Origin of the sequence: Streptomyces solicavernae (assembly GCF_029968095.1) — a bacterium.
Lineage (GTDB): Bacteria > Actinomycetota > Actinomycetes > Streptomycetales > Streptomycetaceae > Streptomyces > Streptomyces solicavernae.
The window spans coordinates 23,408-39,155 of record NZ_JASCIR010000040.1; the positions used below are offsets into that span (position 1 = coordinate 23,408).

At 68.8% G+C, this 15,748-nt stretch carries 17 protein-coding genes; 3 read left to right on the top strand and 14 right to left on the bottom strand.

Annotated features, from left to right (window positions below; translation table 11 throughout):
* Positions 1–10: 10 nt before the first annotated feature.
* The 14 genes from QIS99_RS28785 to QIS99_RS28850 all read right to left on the bottom strand — a co-directional run bounded on the left by QIS99_RS28785 (position 11) and on the right by QIS99_RS28850 (position 11,525).
* Entirely contained in the window at positions 11–343 is a 333-nt protein-coding gene (locus tag QIS99_RS28785) for a hypothetical protein (protein ID WP_282516636.1), read from the bottom strand.
* Positions 344–441: 98 nt separating this feature from the next.
* Positions 442–1,182: an NERD domain-containing protein gene (locus QIS99_RS28790; protein WP_282516637.1), complete on the bottom strand. Its 741-nt coding sequence runs from the start codon at positions 1,180–1,182 to the stop codon at positions 442–444.
* Entirely contained in the window at positions 1,179–1,877 is a 699-nt protein-coding gene (locus QIS99_RS28795) for an ASCH domain-containing protein (protein WP_282516638.1), read from the bottom strand. Before QIS99_RS28795 ends, QIS99_RS28790 begins: the two co-directional genes overlap by 4 nt.
* 238 nt (positions 1,878–2,115) lie before the next feature.
* The gene (locus QIS99_RS28800) at positions 2,116–2,700 is read right to left on the bottom strand and encodes a hypothetical protein (protein WP_282516639.1); all 585 of its coding nucleotides are present in this window, start codon (positions 2,698–2,700) and stop codon (positions 2,116–2,118) included.
* A 103-nt stretch (positions 2,701–2,803) separates the two neighbouring features.
* The gene (locus tag QIS99_RS28805; protein ID WP_282516640.1) at positions 2,804–3,199 is read right to left on the bottom strand and encodes a hypothetical protein; all 396 of its coding nucleotides are present in this window, start codon (positions 3,197–3,199) and stop codon (positions 2,804–2,806) included.
* A gap of 9 nt (positions 3,200–3,208) precedes the next feature.
* On the bottom strand, positions 3,209–3,427 hold the full coding sequence (locus QIS99_RS28810; protein ID WP_282516641.1) for a hypothetical protein: 219 nt from the start codon (positions 3,425–3,427) through the stop codon (positions 3,209–3,211).
* A gap of 213 nt (positions 3,428–3,640) precedes the next feature.
* The gene (locus QIS99_RS28815; RefSeq protein WP_282516642.1) at positions 3,641–3,832 is read right to left on the bottom strand and encodes a hypothetical protein; all 192 of its coding nucleotides are present in this window, start codon (positions 3,830–3,832) and stop codon (positions 3,641–3,643) included.
* Complete coding sequence (locus QIS99_RS28820) at positions 3,832–4,059, bottom strand: hypothetical protein (protein WP_282516643.1); 228 nt, start codon at positions 4,057–4,059, stop codon at positions 3,832–3,834. The genes QIS99_RS28815 and QIS99_RS28820 overlap by 1 nt, the downstream gene beginning before the upstream one ends.
* Positions 4,060–4,072: 13 nt before the next feature.
* Positions 4,073–5,077 (bottom strand): C40 family peptidase, encoded by a 1,005-nt coding sequence (locus QIS99_RS28825; protein WP_282516644.1) that lies wholly within the window; start codon positions 5,075–5,077, stop codon positions 4,073–4,075.
* Positions 5,078–5,079: 2 nt separating this feature from the next.
* Entirely contained in the window at positions 5,080–5,628 is a 549-nt protein-coding gene (locus tag QIS99_RS28830) for a hypothetical protein (RefSeq protein ID WP_282516645.1), read from the bottom strand.
* Positions 5,628–8,150: a hypothetical protein gene (locus QIS99_RS28835; RefSeq protein ID WP_282516646.1), complete on the bottom strand. Its 2,523-nt coding sequence runs from the start codon at positions 8,148–8,150 to the stop codon at positions 5,628–5,630. The genes QIS99_RS28830 and QIS99_RS28835 overlap by 1 nt, the downstream gene beginning before the upstream one ends.
* A gap of 8 nt (positions 8,151–8,158) precedes the next feature.
* Entirely contained in the window at positions 8,159–10,840 is a 2,682-nt protein-coding gene (locus tag QIS99_RS28840) for an ATP-binding protein (protein ID WP_282516647.1), read from the bottom strand.
* Positions 10,841–10,888: 48 nt separating this feature from the next.
* Positions 10,889–11,251 carry a hypothetical protein gene (locus tag QIS99_RS28845; protein ID WP_282516648.1) on the bottom strand — a complete coding sequence of 121 codons (363 nt, stop codon included), beginning with the start codon at positions 11,249–11,251 and terminating at the stop codon, positions 10,889–10,891.
* A gap of 10 nt (positions 11,252–11,261) precedes the next feature.
* Positions 11,262–11,525 (bottom strand): hypothetical protein, encoded by a 264-nt coding sequence (locus QIS99_RS28850; RefSeq protein WP_282516649.1) that lies wholly within the window; start codon positions 11,523–11,525, stop codon positions 11,262–11,264.
* Positions 11,526–11,845: 320 nt separating this feature from the next.
* Between QIS99_RS28850 and QIS99_RS28855 the strand changes: the two genes are divergently transcribed.
* The 3 genes from QIS99_RS28855 to QIS99_RS28865 all read left to right on the top strand — a co-directional run bounded on the left by QIS99_RS28855 (position 11,846) and on the right by QIS99_RS28865 (position 15,665).
* Positions 11,846–12,631, top strand: a complete 786-nt coding sequence (locus tag QIS99_RS28855; protein ID WP_282516650.1) for a ParA family protein — start codon at positions 11,846–11,848, stop codon at positions 12,629–12,631.
* Between the two features lie 409 nt (positions 12,632–13,040).
* Positions 13,041–13,442, top strand: coding sequence for a ParB family protein (locus tag QIS99_RS28860; protein ID WP_282516651.1), 402 nt, complete (start codon positions 13,041–13,043; stop codon positions 13,440–13,442).
* 153 nt (positions 13,443–13,595) lie between these two features.
* Positions 13,596–15,665: an FtsK/SpoIIIE domain-containing protein gene (locus QIS99_RS28865; protein WP_282516652.1), complete on the top strand. Its 2,070-nt coding sequence runs from the start codon at positions 13,596–13,598 to the stop codon at positions 15,663–15,665.
* Positions 15,666–15,748 lie beyond the last annotated feature (83 nt).

Genomic DNA, 15,748 nt, shown 5'->3' on the forward strand with positions numbered 1-15,748 from the left:
GCAGGGCTCATCAGGGCTGGCGCGGGGCGAACCGGTGCATGGACCGGGCCAGCACGGGCTGGTGGAGTTCGATCGCGCGGCGGGCGAGGTGATGCAGGTGCTGGTAGTGCTCGACGAGCTCGTGGACCGCGGCTGCGGCCCCCAGGTCACCGGAGCGCGCGTGGGCGAGGGCCAGACGCTCGGCATCGTCGACCAGGCCGTCCAGCAGGGTCCGGCGGCGGCACAGGTAGTGCCAGCGCGGGCGCGGCTCGGCGGGCTCGGGAGTGGCGTCGACGCGGGCCAAACGGGCGGCGGTGTCGGCGAGTTCGAGCTGGATGTGCCGTATCAGGGGGCGGGCTGCCACCAGGAGGCTCCATTCACACAGGGACGGACGATGGAACGTGCGGGCCTCTGAGGGGCCCTTGAAGAGCGCCAGGGAGGCCTGGCGCTCAACAGGGGCCGTCAGCGGTCGCCGTAGGGCGGCAGGCCGGAGGTGGCCCTGACCGTGAGGGCCTCCAGGGACTGCGGGTCACGCTGGTGCGGGATCGCCGTGAGCAGGCTGCGCAGGTCGCGGGAGCTGACGACCGTCAGCCCGCTTGAGTGCTTCAGCTGGCCGTGCGGGACCTTGGCTCCGTCCACCGCGATCACGGCGCGGACTGGAACTCCCAGGACCTGCTGCGCTGCCTGTGCCTCGGCCAGGACGGTCGGAATGGCCTTCGGGTAGGCGGACTTGCCGAGGACGAACGTGTCCGCCTTCAGCGCGGCCTGACCGCCGCCGCGCGTCGACTTCGTATCGATGTACACCGCGCTCCGGCCGTCGGGGAGGAGCACCAGCGCGTCCAGGTTGGCGCGGGTGCGGGGGAGGGACCTGTCGAGTAGCACGGGCCAGCCGCGTCGCGCGAGGCGTTCGAGCCGCTCGCCTGTACGACGCTCCGCTCGCGCGCCGGCTGCCCACCGCTGCACGTCAGGGCCGGGGACGTAGAACCGCTTGAGGAGAACGTACGGGGCGGCCGCGGCCAGCAGCCATGCGGTGCCGGTCGGCAGGAGGGCATCGATGACCCCGGCTGCGAGGTACCAGAGGACAAGTGCCGGCACGATCCACCGGACGGCTCGGCGGTGCTGGAACCGCAGCTCCTCGCACCGGAGTTGGTCGGCTCGCCGCTGCGCAGAGCGCCCCGCCGTGCCGTACACGTTCCTGCTCATCGCGTGGCCTCCTCGCTGGAGATCACGGCGTCCAGGAGCTCGGCGGTCGGCCGCCACAGGCTCTGCTTTCCGGACCAGTGCACGGGCGAGGGGAGCCGGCGGACGTTGCTGAGCTCCCAGTGCCAGACGAGGGAGTCGGCGGTGCCGGGCTCGCCCCAGGGGCGGCAGCAGACGTCGCCCTGCTCGGTGTAGCGGGCGCGGTGGCAGCCAGCAACCCGGGCGGTTCCGATGACGGCCTGGAGCGGCAGTGGCAGCTCGGGGTCCATCCGCCTGACCTGGCGCACCAACGTCGGGCCAGCGGTCAGCTTGGCGGCGTGGACCAGGAGCAGGCCGCGGTAGTGGATCCGGGTGGAGCGGTTCTCGCAGTGCTTGCCGAGGTGAGTGATCGCGCCCGCCCATGGCTGGCGGATCGTCAGGGCCCGTACGGAGAGGAGTGCTTCTTCGACAGCAGCGACGAGCTTGTCGACGCCGAGCTGCTCGATGAACTCGCGGGAGTTCGTACGACGGGCGAGGGCGGTCTCGGGAAAGCGGCCCGCCTCCCAGGCGAGCAGCGGCTGCGGGCGGCGGTGGGTGAGTAGGTCCTCGGCGATGACCGCCGCGGCCTCCTGCACGGTGGGAGAGGGGGTCAGGGAGAGGGGGCTGGCGGCGACGTGGTCGGCCAACTCGGAGTGCGTGAGTCGGGCAGTGGTGTGCACGGCGGTGTCCTCCGTGAGAGGGGGATGGACCCGGCCGAGGCGCGGTGTTGTTGGGCAGACACGCCTCGGCCGGGAGTCGGTGCGCGCGACGGCGCGCGGGGACTGCTGCACGCACCCGTGCGTGCAGCAGCGACCTCGGATCAGGCGTGCGGGACGGACGCCCAGAGTTCGGTGCGCGCGGCACCGATGTGCTCGCCGCGCAGGCGCTCCAGGACTTCGGCCTGCGGTGCGGCGGGGGTCACTGCTTCACCGCCTGGGCGCCGAGCTCGGCCAGGACCTGGCAGCCGACGAGCTCGGCGTACAGGTGCCACTGCTCGGCGCTCGTGGCCCAGGGCTCACGGCCGTACGGCTGCGCTCCTCGGTCGATGCGCAGGTGCGCGTCGCAGGCGGAGCGGTAGGCCGAACGCAGGTCCTCCGGGGCGGACTTCGACGGCGCAGGCGCGGCCTGGTCGTAGGCGACGTACGCGAGCTCGGGTCGCCGATGCTGCTGAAGGTCGGCGAAGGTGCTGGCGACGCCGTAGGCGTAGGCGTACGCCGCGCGGTGCCACACACGGGACAGCGACAGGGCTGTGCCTGCATGGCTGAAGGCGATCTCGTTCAGCACGGTCGCGTACTGACGTCGGATGTAGCCGTCGTAGACGACGGTCGCGGCCAGCGGTCCTTCGGCGGACTTCTCGGCGGCGGCCGCGTCGGCACGCAGCGTTTCGGCGGCGGCGTCCGCGCCCTGGTAGGCGGTGCGTGCCCGCTCGGCGGACTCGCGCAGACCGTTGATGCTGGCCGACAGCGACTGCGGCCAGGCAGACGGGGTGAGCGTCGGGTTCATGAGTGCTCCCTGATGTTGGGCAGGGTGTGCGGTCAAGGTGGCTGCCGACCGGCCGGCCGCTGGTGAGGCGGACGGGGTGTACCCGGGCGGTACCCGCGAAGCGTCAGGTCTTCTTGAGCATGCTGTTCACGAGGGCGCCGCTGACGCTGAGCAGCGTGCCGACGTCCCGCTGGGAGACGCCCTTGGAGACGAGGGTGTTGGCGAGCGGCGCCGCCGCCTGGCGAGCCCTGGAGTTGAGATCGTCGGCCTGGCGGCGCAGCTCACGTGCCTCGGCGAGCCGCTCGTCGAGCTTCTTGTTGCCGGTGGTGATGTCCGACTCGATGGCCACGTCGTCCTCGGAGATCCCCGCAGCCGCCGAGATCTTGCGGCGAAGGCGGGTCTCCAGGGACGACAGCGACCGGTGGGAGTCGGTGACCTCGGGCAGCTCCTTGACGCTGCCCTGCCACAGTCCGCCCGCGGAGAGCACGACGTGCACGTGGTAGCTGCGCGAGGTTGTCATGATGGGTCCTTAGTTGAGTACGCCGACGGCGATGGTCAGCGCGAGCAGATCGTCGTCCTCGGCGCCGGGGTCGGCGACGGCGCGACGCACGCTGTCGGTGACCGGCGGCAGGATCTCGGACGCGATCCGCAGCACGGACGGCTCGGTCGGAGCTACGGAGAGCTCAGCGAGGATCCGAGAGGCGTCGAGCGCGGCCTGCTCATCGATGGGGGTCAGGGTGATGGACAATGGTCGTACCTCCGCTGTGAGGTGAGGGGCACGGCAGCCGCTACCAACGAGAGCCGTGCCCCTCGGGCGTTTCCGGGTCGTGCGATCCCGACCACTCCATACTGTTCAGCCGCTGAACGCTTGTCAAGCAGTTCGGGGTTCGTGTTGAGGTTGTTCAGCACACCCTGCTCAACGACTGTGGGGAGGACCGGACTTGGCCGGCCCTCCCCACTTTCATTCCGTGTCGCTCAGCCACAACGGCGGTGGCTGTTGGAGCAGCTGCACGACGGCCGTGATGTCGTCCGGGCCGTACTCCCGCAGGAGCTCCACGAGCAGCGCATCGCCCGCCCGCGTCATCCGCGGGCGGAACTCGTCCGCGTGAGGGGCGAGTCGTTCCCGGAGCCGGGCTTGCTCGATGGCTCCCATCAGCCCTCCGCCTCGCTGGCTGAACTCAGGATGTCCCCAAAGCCGGCCTCCACGTCCAGTGCCCCGTCGAGGGCGGCGTCGCGGTTCATCGTCCGCCCCCACTGTCGGCGCGCAGCGCGGGCTCGGGGTTCCGGCCGCGCAGGCGGGTGCGCCCGCGGTTGTAGTGCATGCACCGGGTCGGGCGCCGGGAGCAGGACGAGTTCGAGCGTCGTGGTGTCGTTGCTCATGGCGGTGCTCCTCTCAGACCTGCGCGGGGATCTCGGTGAGCTGGGACTGCGGGATGCGGCCGAACGTCATCTCCTCGGCGGCCGGGTCGTACTTGCGCACCCGGACGTCGAGGCCGGTGCGCGGCGCCTCCAGGGCGAGGCCTGGTTTCACGACGATCAGCACGTGCTCAGGACCGCCCGCAGCCATCCGCGTGAAGATCAAGTCACCCGATTTCTCCTGCCCTTGAGGGATCGGGACGGCAACCTTGTGCATCTGCTGGCTCGTGCGGACCTTCAGCTGGTAGCCCTCCTGTCGCCAGGCCCACACGATCAGGCCTGAGCAGTCGAAGCCGTCGGGGCCGGTGCCGCCCCAGACGTACGGCTTGCCGATCTGCGTCATCGCCCGGGAGACGTATCCGCGGGTCTGGGCGCTGGCCGGCGTGGTCGTCGGGGTGCACCCGGAGGAGGAGTTGATCTGCTGCACGGACGTGCCGGTCGACTCGGCGTGCGCGGACGCCACGATCTGGCTGGCCGCCTGCTCGTGCTTGGCGTACGCGGTCGGGAAAGCGGACCGCTGCACGGCCTGCGCGGCGTCCGTTATCGGCATCGACTCCCAGCCATGGACCTTCTGCAGGCCGTTGTAGAACTTCCGCGCTGAGTACTGGGGGTCGGTGACCTGCTCCGGCGTGCCCCAGCCCATGCTCGGGCGCTGCTGGAACAGGCCGAGCGAGTCACGGTCGCCGTAGTCGATGTTCTTGAGCCCCGACTCCTGCATGGCGGTGGCGATCGCGACGACCTGGCCCCGCTGGGAGATCCCCATCGATGCCCCGACCGAGATGATCGTCTCGGCGTTCTGCTTCATGTCGCTGGTCATTTGGAACAGCTTCAGGCCCTTGCCGAGCTTGTACTTCAGGGCGGCACACGCCACACCCTTGAGGTCCATGCCCTGCAGCGGGGCGGTAACGGTGTTCACCACGGCGTACGCGGCCATGAGGCAGCCGGCGACGGCCATGGCGCCGAGCATCAGGAGCCTTCTCATCGTCATTCCACCGCCTGTGCGCCGGGCTGGAAGTCCGCGACCTTCCAGCTGTCCTTGCCTGCCTGGACTATGACCACGGACACCATGCCGCCGTCGGTCTCAACGGCGACCTCGGTGCGGCCGACGCCTCCGGTGTCGGTCAGCCGGGACTTCCCGGTCACCTTCGTCGCGGGGACGTTGCGGTGGTCGACCGTGGACAGCCGCTTCGCGAGATCGTCAGTGGCGTACGGAGCCACACCCGCGTACCAGGCCTTCCACGACTCCTCCTCGGGGCGCGCCCAGGCGGTGACGAACTGCCGCGCCGTGTCGATGGCCGCTCCGTAGTCCGGCGTCGGGGTCCGCGTCGGCTCAGCGGACGGCGAACTCGGCCTGGGAACAGGGGAGTTGGACACCCCGGGGGCGGGGACGCCCTGCGGGCGCCCCCCTTCCTCGGAGCTGAGGTTGAGCAGGACAGCCACTCCGACGATGAGCACGGCCAGGATCACGAGGGTGCCGACCAGCCTCTTCGGGCTGTAGAGCGGCCACTGCCACAGCGGCGTTCCGGTACCCATCAGCGATCACCCTCACGCTCGTCGCGGACCTGGTAGGTGCCGGTGGCGGGGTTGTAGATCGTGTAGACGATCCCGCCGTCCTGGTCGACCGACGGCGGCACCACGCGCGGCTCGTCCGACTCGGGCTGCGCTGCGTCGCGGTCCGGCATGGCGGCCGCAGGCGGAACCGCACCGTCTGCCCCGTAGTACGGGGTACCGTGCTCACGCGGCGACGGGATGTCACCCACCACGCCGCCGTTGCCCGACGCCGGGGGGCCCTGCGGGCCAGGCCCGTGCGGGGCCGCAGGGGCCTGGCCCGGGAAAGCTCCAGCGGCATCATCCGAGGACCCGTGGTCGGTGCCGCTGTAGGGCCGGATAGTGCTGCTGGTGCCCGTGTCGACCCGCTCCAGCTCGGGGCCCACCCCGCCCCAGTCGTCGTCGTTATCAGCTGCCGCACCGGGGCGGAAGAACTCGCCGCCGCCTGCCTGAGCGCTGTCCACGTTGTAGGAGTCGTAGTTGTTGCCGTACATCGGCTCCAGGGCGCCGCCGCCGTCGCCGTTCGGCCCATCGAGAGCAGGAGGCGTGTCGGCGTACGGGGAGCTGTCGTCTCCCCAGTACGAGCTCCCCTCCGTGTCGGTGCCGGCCGACTCCTCCTTGCCGGAGATGGCTTCGCTGATGTCCTCGACGGCCTCGGTCTGGCGCCTCATCAACTTCCGGAGGTAGCGAGTGCCCAGGTAGTACTTGCCGGCCTGCCTCGCCGCCTTGCCGGGGCCGGTGACGGCGCCGGCGCCGTCGTCCAGGTAGTTCCGGTTCGGGTTGACCATCGAGGTCAGACGGGCCAGTGGGCGCAGCATCTTCCACAGCACGACTGTGGTCAGGATCATGACCAGCGCCTTGGCCCAGCTCGGGAGATCCACGCTCTCGTCCGCGAGTTCGCGGACAATGAGGAGTTGGACACCCGCGCCGACGGCGAACAGCGGAATGTTGATGCAGGCCGCCATGGCGGCTCCGAACGCGGTCTTGACCGAGTTCGACGCGCCCCGATGCAGGCCGATGACCGCGATCGCCGGGAACATGATGACGAGCAGTCTGATCATCAGCTTCCCGACAGTGATGATCACGTCCGCGATCATGCTGAAGCTGTTCGCGCCGGCGGCTTGGACGTTGCTGATGCCTCCGGCGCCGAGGCGGCCGGACGTCTTGCCGGTGAGGTAGCCGTAGGCGGTCGGGTCTTCCGCCTTGACCTTCTCGGCGATCTTCGCGAACTGGTCCTTCTTTTCCTTCACGACCTCCCGGCGCTCGTCGGTGGGCAGCCGGGCCTCGCGCCAGGTCAGCGCCTGAGCGTCGAGCAGCTGCATGCCGTACTTCTGCGCGACCTTGCTGTCGTTGTCGCCGAACACGCCGCGCAGCCACTCCTGGTAGAGCACGTGGTGTACCAGCATGTTGCCGTGCGCGGTCTGGTCCTGGGCGCGGACACCGGTCGGCGCCTCGTACGGGTCACCGGCCGTGATCTTCTCCTGTGCGTACCCGGCCGGCCGGACGCCGCCGGTCTTGTCCTCGGCGTTCTCCTGGCCATTGTCGTCGCTGCCGTTGAGGTCGACGCTGGCGATGCCCTGGTCGATGGCCGCGACGGTGGTGTCGATCGCTTCGTCAGCGAACTGCGAGGCTGCGACGGGGTAGCTGGCGACCGCGGTGGCCACCGTCATCACCATCAGGGCCCAGGCGACGCGCTGCATGATGTCCGGAACGTTCTGCTTGCGGGCCTGCCAGATGATGACGATGCCCAGCAGGAGCAGCGAGGTGCCGATCCAGGGGGAGTACACCGCGTCACGCACCGCGCGGGTGGCCCGCTCGATGATCGGGTCCAGCTCGTCGAACAGCGCGTCGCTGGTGGCGAACTGACGCAGCACCACCGTCAGGGACGTCCAGCCACGTGACCAGCTGAAGGCCAGGTTGGCGAACATGTTTTCCGAGCTGGCCTCTGGGGCGCGCAGTCCGCCACCGCACCCCAGGTCGTAGGTGTTCCAGGTCAGGCCGGCGTACCCGTACTGCTCGTAGATGTAGGCGTCGGCGTCCTTCGACGCAGGGTCCCGCGGCTTGGGCGCCTCCTTCGGACCGGAGTCGAACCAGCCGGTCACCCCGGTCCCGGGGACCTCCGGCTCCGGGGCCGCCTTGCACTCGTTCATCAGGCCCAGGGGGTCGATGGACTCCCCGCTGCGGCACCTCTCGAACTGAGCCGAGTCCTTGTCCAGAAGGTCACAAGGGTCGTCCTTGGGCTTGTCCTTGTCGTCCTTGCCGGTGTTGGTCCCGCCCTCCTCCGGGGAATTGTCCCGGCCGTCCTCGCAGTACGCCTTCGCAGGGCCTTTGACGTCCTCGCACGGATCCACGGGCTCGGGCGCCATGGGAGCGGAGACAGCAGTGGGGGCCATACCTCCGACAGGAGCGGCCTGCGCGGTGCCGGTGAGCGGCACGCACATCATCATCAGCAGGCCCACGACCACGGCGCGACGACCGGCCAGGGCCAGGCGCATCCTCTGAGACATCGACGTCTTCACGCCTGCCCCCCCTTGCCCTTGGTCATCGACAGCCACGGGTTGGCCTGCATGTCCGAGCGCTCCTCGTCCCGCGGGCGGGTGTTGAGCGCCCGGTACAGGGCAGGACGCTGGCGCAGCGGGATCGTGATCCGCTCGACGCGGCCAGAGCCGTCGGAGAACACGAACTCGCGGGGCCGCTCGCTGTTCCTCTTGTCGTTGCCGTGCACCTCGGGGGACAGGCCGGCGAGCATCTCCTCGTAGCCCGAACCCTCCTCGATGCGCAGCAGCTTGAGGGCTGCGCGCTGGGCGTCGCTGCCGACGGTGCGCCCGACGAATACGGAGTCGACCCAGTTCTCCAGGCCGGCCGTGAGCGCGTCCTGGCCGTCCTGCGTGGACAGCAGCGCCCGGGTGTTGTGCTTGCGGGAGTCGCGGCCGGTTTTGCGCAGCAGCTCCCTGCCGCTGGTGACGCGCTGGAAATCATGTGCTTCGTCGAGCCAGAGGCCCTTCCGCTCGCCGATGTCGCGCTGGTAGATGCGGGACTGGGCGTACCAGGCGGCCAGGTGCATCATCGGCATGCTGAGCCGCTCCTCGACGCCCCACTCCTCGGGCGGCGTCTGCTCCGCCGGCAGTGCCAGGCCCTGCAAGCTGAATACCACCAGGCGCCAGTGGCGAGTCTGGTAGCCGTCGTCCCCGCCCTCGGCCGCGGGGAAGATGAGCTGGCCGTGCGGGGTCTCCGCGGCGTTCTCCAGCAGCTGGATCAGGTACTGGGCGTGCTCGCCGTAGTTGCTGCTCTGCTGCACCTTCCGCAGCCCGTCGATCACGTCGCGCGGCGAGTTGTGGATCGTGCCCTCGACGTGGCCGAACGCCTGCGTGAGCACCATGTGCGTCTCGCGGGACGTCGCGATCTCACGCGGCAGCATCATCGTGAGCACGTCCTGCGCCAGGGTGTTGCGGATCCGCGTGGCGCGCTGAAGGTCGGTCTGGTAGGCCCGCATGGCCGTGATCTCGGGGTTGTCCGCCCCGCGGTACTCCGGGTTGTCCCGCGTGTACCGCGCGATGTCGGGGTCCGGGATCATCCGGTAGGGGTTCAGTGTGCCGGGCTCGCTGTGCATGAGGTTGATGGCCTTGCTGTACGGGCGCAGGTCCTCCATCTCGCACAGCCGCCCGATGGGGCCGGAGGGGTCCAGGACCACCCAGGGCACACCCATCATGCTCGTGTGGTAGCAGATCGAGCCGCACAGCGCGGTTTTACCGGAGCCCTGGGTGCCCAGGACGACGCTCAGGCCGTTGGAGTCCCGGGTTTCCATCGAGTTCCACGGGTGCCACATCACCGGCCTGCGTGAGACCCCGGAGGTGTAGCCGAGGTTGGGTCCGCGTCGGTCGCCGATGTCGCTGGTGACCGACGGCAGACTCGCGCCGAGGGTGCGTACGGGCATCCGCCGCGCGTAGGCCTCGCTGGAGAGCGGCTCGCCGGGGATGAACTCGCGGGCGAGCGCGTACTGGCCCTGCGGGTGGGCGATCAGGACGCTCGGCTGGAACTTCTCCTTGAGCTTGGAGATGCGCTCCTCGAGGGTCTCCAGGGTGGGAGCGGAGAGCGCGATGCGGAACCAGCCGCGGGTGCGGGTGGACAGGCCGGCAGCACCGTGGCTGATGTCGTCCTCGACGATCTGCCCGATCTGGGACTGCCGGGTCAGCGACAGCGGGGGCTGTACGCCGTGCTCGCGGTGGTGGGAGTACTGGTGCCGGATCCGGTCGAGCTGCTTGTTGATCTCGTTGCCGGCCTCGGTAGCGTCGCGAACGTCGATCGTCGCGGACAGCTCGTAGGAGAACCGCAGTTGGTCCAGACGCTGCAGCCACGGGCCCATGCCGGACTCGGGGATGTCGGGCAGGTCCATGCGGCCCAGGGTGAGGACGGAGACGTAGCGCTGCTCCCGGCGGCCGCTGCGGTTGCCGGAGACGAGGATGTGGTCGGCGAACGGACTCGGTGCTGCCCACTGGATCCCGTCCGTCCACTCGCCGAGGTCGGACTCGTTCCAGATGTCGGTCGGCTGCGGGGTGCTGTGCAGGGGCGCGGGCAGGCCCAGGCCGATGGAGCGGGTCATCAGCCAGTCCATGTCGGTGGCCTGCGCGGGGCGGGCGTCCAGGCCGGGGCCGGACATGATGCGGTCCACCGCGCTGATGTCCTGCTGCAGTTGGCGCAGCTGCCGGTGCACGGCCTTGGCGGCGATCTTCTGCACGCTTCCGCTGGAGATCTTCCCGATCTGCACGCCGTAGTAGACGCACTTGTCGGCCAGTGGCAGCCGGGCCACCCGCTGCTGCTCTTCCTGTAGGTAACGGTCCCAGCCGGGCAGCGGGTTGACGACGGAGTCGTGGAGCGCGGCGGCCCAGCGGGCGACGGGGTAGGGGCGGTGGGTGACGCGGATGTGCAGGCGGCGGCCGACCAGCTGCGCGAGGCGCTGGGCGTGTTGGGCGATCAGGGAGTTGCCGTCCGCGTGGGTGCGGAAGCTCCAGCGCTGCGGTGCGAGGAGGTACCAGGCGGTGACCTGGCCGGTTCGGGTGACGGTGAGGTGGCCGACTACGTCGGTGAGCTGGAGGTCGCCGCGCTCGCGGCGGACCTTCGGCTTGTCGGGGCCGTTGGACTGGAAGTTCGCGCGGCGTGCGCGCTGCAGGAATCCCTTGCGTGTGGTGTCGCGGGACACGGGTGGCCTTTCGCTGTTGGGCAGAGGGCTCGGTGGAACAGGCCGCGGTCAGAGGTAGGTGTGCCGCCGGATGCCGGTGCTGGTCATCTCGGTGACGGTCTCCTGCTGCTGGGAGGCTGACCGTGGTGCGCGGACGTCGTTCCAGACGGTGCGGACCAGCGTGGTGAGGCTGGAGTCGTGCGTGATGTGCGGCGTGATCTTGCGGGTGGCCCAGATGACGGCGACCATCCCGTAGGCGATCGGCCAGAAGGCCATCAGGTTGATGATCTTGAGCAGGATGAGCAGGGCGATCGTGAGCGTGATGCCGACGGCGTAGGCCTGGTAGCGGGCCTTGAACGGCAACGTGAACCGAGGCGGGCCGAGGAAAACGCTGTCGACGGCGTAGAGCTCGTCATCGCTGTGCATCTGCATGGCGGTAACCTCAGCCCTCGGTGGTGACCAGACCGACCATGGCCTCGCCGACGTCGCTGGCGGTTGTCCCTGTCGCAAGGCCGACAACTCCCAGGCCCAACAGCACGATTGCTCCGATGGTGAAGGCGCCGGCGATGTCGCGCTTCTTTCCGAGCAGGACGATGCTGAGGCCGGCGATGAGGACCACGATGTTGAGGGCGTCGTCGCGCAGCAGCTCTCCGAGGCCGCCGCTGTCGATTTCAACGTCGGCGGCTTGGGGCTGGGCGGCGGCCATCGCGGTCTGAGGGATCGTGACGAGCAAGGCCGTCAAGGCGGCCGTGGTGGCGGCCCGGAGCAACCGCCGGCGCGGCTTACGGACCTCAGATGACGTGCGGTGCATGGCAGTTGCCTCTCGGGTAGGAGCGATGTCCCCTCAAGTCCCTTGTGACTAGCGGGACATGTGCCGCCTCCCACCATAGGGCCAAAGGGCCCGCATGTGCAGGCCGAAAGTCTCTTTACGTAACTCATCTCTGCAGGTCAGCAGTTGAGCCCTATCGTGTCTCTTGTAACTCTGCAGGGGAGTCGCGAGAGGCAACGGGGAGAACGCGAGATGACATGTGGATTGGCACAGGCAAGGGCAAGGGCGGCGCTGGCTGCACCACGGCCGCGCTCGAGCTGGCGTACGCGGCGACCAGGCGCCGCCGACCGGACGGGAAGCGCAGAACCGTCGGGGTTCTTGACCTCGACCCCCAGAGCAACGCGACCGACGTGCTCGAACCGGCCTCGCGCCGCATCGGCATCAAGGACGTCCTGGCCCCCAACGACCCGCTGCCCCTGCGCGAAGTACTCGTCCCCACCATGTGGCCCGGCGTCATGGTCGCGCCATCCAGCCGCTTTTTGGCCAACCGCGAAGCTGACCTAACACCGGACGGAATCGGAGCCCTACGGCGTGCCCGAATTACCGGAGAACTCGACGGACTTGTCGATGACGTCATCGTCGACCTACCGAAAGACGTCGGGAAAATCTCGGCAACCGGCCTGCTCGGCCTCGAGCACCTCTTCATCACCGCGCGGGCGACTCTCTGGGGAGCCCAGGGCGCAGAAGAAATGCGCTTCACCGCACAGCGCATTGCATCCAAGGGAAACCCGGAACTGCGTATCGCGGGCTACATCATCGCGGCCTACGAAGACTCTGACGACGCCGAACGCGTCAAGGGTGAAATGCAGACCCGCTTCGGTGAACTCCTTCTCGATCCTCCCGTTCCCCGCAGAAGTCGAGTTCCTGAAGCTCTGGAGAGCTATCACACGCCCTGCCGTGAATTCGATAACGAACTCATCGAAGTAGCCGACATCTACCAGCAGTTCTACGACCGGCTCCTCGACGACGAGACGAGAAAGTGATGGACGGTCAGAACAAAGCAGGCGACCGCACCAACGACACGGCACGAAAGGGGGCGCGAAAATGCGCCGAACACCAGCAGGAATTCGAGCACGCACAGAACCCGACCCGGTCGATGTCGCCCTCGGCGCGCACCTGACGCGTCACGACACGACCGACGACGACAGCACCGGCGACCGACCGAGCGACAGCGTCACACCTCCGCGACAGCGACACGTCCCCGCGACAGCCGCCCCCGACAGCGACAGCGACGCCCCGGACGAGAAACGACAGGACGACACGACGACACCTGCCCGCGACAGGACCCCGTCGCGACAGGCGACAGGCCCCGCAGACACGACAGAGCCAGGCGAAGCGACACCCGGCGACACGTCGTCAACGCCCGGCTCTCCGACGACAGAAGGCGACGACATGACCACCACAGCAGTAACCGAAAAGATTCCCACTCGCAAGCAGACCCGCACGCGCAAGGCGAAGAGTCACGAGCAGCCCGCGGACCCGGCTCTGCCGGTCGAGGCCATGAAGTCGGCCTCGTTCTCCCTGCCGCCCTCGCTCCTCGCCCGCATGCGCGCCGCCCAGTGGCGCACCCAGCTGCGGCCAGACGGCCATCACAACCTCTCCGAGATGGTCCGCATCACCCTGACCGCCGAAGTCGAGCGCCTGGAGGCCAAGTACAACCGCGGCCGGCCCTTCGAGAAGGTCGAGAAGCTGCGCACCGGGCCCAGCCCGCAGGGCGCCAAGAGGGGTGGACAGCTGCGCTCGCTCCAGGCCCGGCAGAGGCGGGCGACAGAAGCAGGAGGTGACGGCGCGTAAAAAAACCCCCGCCTTCCTGGGAGTTGGAAGCGGGGGTGACGCTGAGTCCTTGTGCGTCTCCTTCGTCGATGCTCGGTCTCAGCGTACCACCCGCTGTCAAGGCCCAGGGGGAGGGGCGCAGGATCACCCCAAGTCACCACAGAGGAGAGGACCATGGCACAGCCCAGCACCACCGCCGAGAAGAAGGAGTGGCCCCCGCTGGTCGCCGCCGGCTTCTACGGCGTGGGAGTCGCCATCATCGCCATCGCTGCCGCACGCCTGCTCAACATCCCCCAACTGGCCACCTACGGCCTGGCCGTCGCGCTCGCCGTCCTCCTCATCGGAGGAGGCGCCGGCTACCTCGTCGACCGCCGCGCCCGCCCTGTACGCAACCTGCACGCCGCCCTGCTCCCCAAGTTCGGCCCGGAGTTCCAGCGGGACGCGATCAAGGTGGGCAAGTACCGGTCCGGGCGGCCCACCCGGGTCGTCATCGAGTACCCGAGTGTCTTTAACGAACGCGAAGAGAAGGCCCGCAAGGAGGTCCGCGACATCATCGCCGCGCGCCTCGGCGGGGCTGGTGACGCGACATGGGACACCGTCAGGCGCCGCCTTGTCGTGACGCTCGACAACGTGGCGGCGACACCGCTGATCCACGACAGCGACAGCCCCACGACAGACGTCCTCGACGACACGCCCTCCCGGGCCGCGACACGGGACCGTGCGACAGGTGTCCTGCAGAACGTCCTCGGCGCGACAGCGAAGGTCGACGTCGAGTTCCATGACGACGGCGACGGCGACAGTGAGCACCTGCCTGTCGGCGTCACCGTCAGGTACCCGGCGACGCGACACGACGTCTCCCCGCGCTTCCGGCAGGCCGTCCTCACGCAGGTCGATTCCAAAGTCGACAATGAAACCGGCGCCTGGCGCGATATCTGGGACCTGAAAAACAATGTCGTCAAATTCCAGCCCCGCCCGGCATTCCCGAGGAATGCCCCCTATCCGCTGGACCGCCCACTCCAGAAGAACGCCCTGCCGTACGCGGTGAACGAGAACGAGGTTCAGGAATGGGTGCTCGGCAGCAGGCACCCGCACAAACTGGTTGTCGGTCCGACGGGTAGTGGAAAGACCGTCCTCATCCGGAACCTTGCCATCTCGGCGGCCATGCAGGGAATCCCGGTCGTGCTCTGCGACCCGAAGCGCATTGAGTACCGCGAGCTCGCCACCTTCCCTGGCATCCTTCTCGTGACCCGTATTCAGGACATCAGCTACGCGATCCTCCAGGCATCTGACCTGATGCACGAGCGCTATAACCTGATTGAGGCGGGCCTTGTAGAGGAAGGCACTTTCAACAAGATCCTCGTGATCGTCGACGAGTTCATCATCTTCAAGGACCTTGTTAACAAGGAGTGGAAGGCCGGATTCGCGGAGGACGAAACCGGCAAGCCCAAGCCCCGCAAGGGAGAGGACCCGTCCATCGACGCGCTCTCCAACATGGGCTACCTCGCTCGCTCCGCCGACGTGCACCTCGTCATCGGCATGCAGCGGCCCGATGCCGCGATCCTCACCGGTCCGCTGCGCGACCAGCTCCGCAAGCGCACGGCCCTCGACCAGCACTCCGTCGAGACCGCCAAGATGATGTGGGGCGACGGCCGCATGGGCACCACCCTGCCCAGCATCCAGGGCCGCGGCCTCTCGGAGACCGGCAGCGGCCCCGAGGAGATCCAGGTCCTGCGCTGCCTGCCGCCAGGCACCAAGGGACACAACACGCACGATGCCGTCATGTGGGAAGAAGTGACGCGCCGGGCCAGCGACCCCGCGCTGTGGCAGGACGTCGAGCTGCCCCCCTTCTTCGAGGAGCTGGAGGAGCGGCGCCTGAACGCCATCGAGGCCATCAAGGCGCGTTACGGAGGTCAGCAACTGCCCGGCGTCTCCATGGACAAGCCGGCGCTCGACGCTGCGCCAGAGCCGGACGACGTGGTGGAAGAGCCCGCGGCACCGGCCCCGGGCGTGGCCGATGAGCCGCAGTCCACGCTGGAGCAGGTGAGCCCGTACGAGCTCCAGGCCGGGGACCAGATCATGGTGGAGGACGACACCGGCATCCCCGAGATCGTGGAAGTCACCGACATCCACTTCGGCGCCGAGGACGGTGAGGAGACCATCACGGTCGACTACGATTCCACCGAGAACTCGACCAAGGGCGTGCTGCACCTCGACCCGGACACCGACGTGGACCGCTGCGGATAACCACCCACCAACGCCTGCGAGTTGACGGCCGGAGCCACAGGCTCCGGCCGTTGCCGTATCCGAAGCCGCCCCGTACGGCGGGG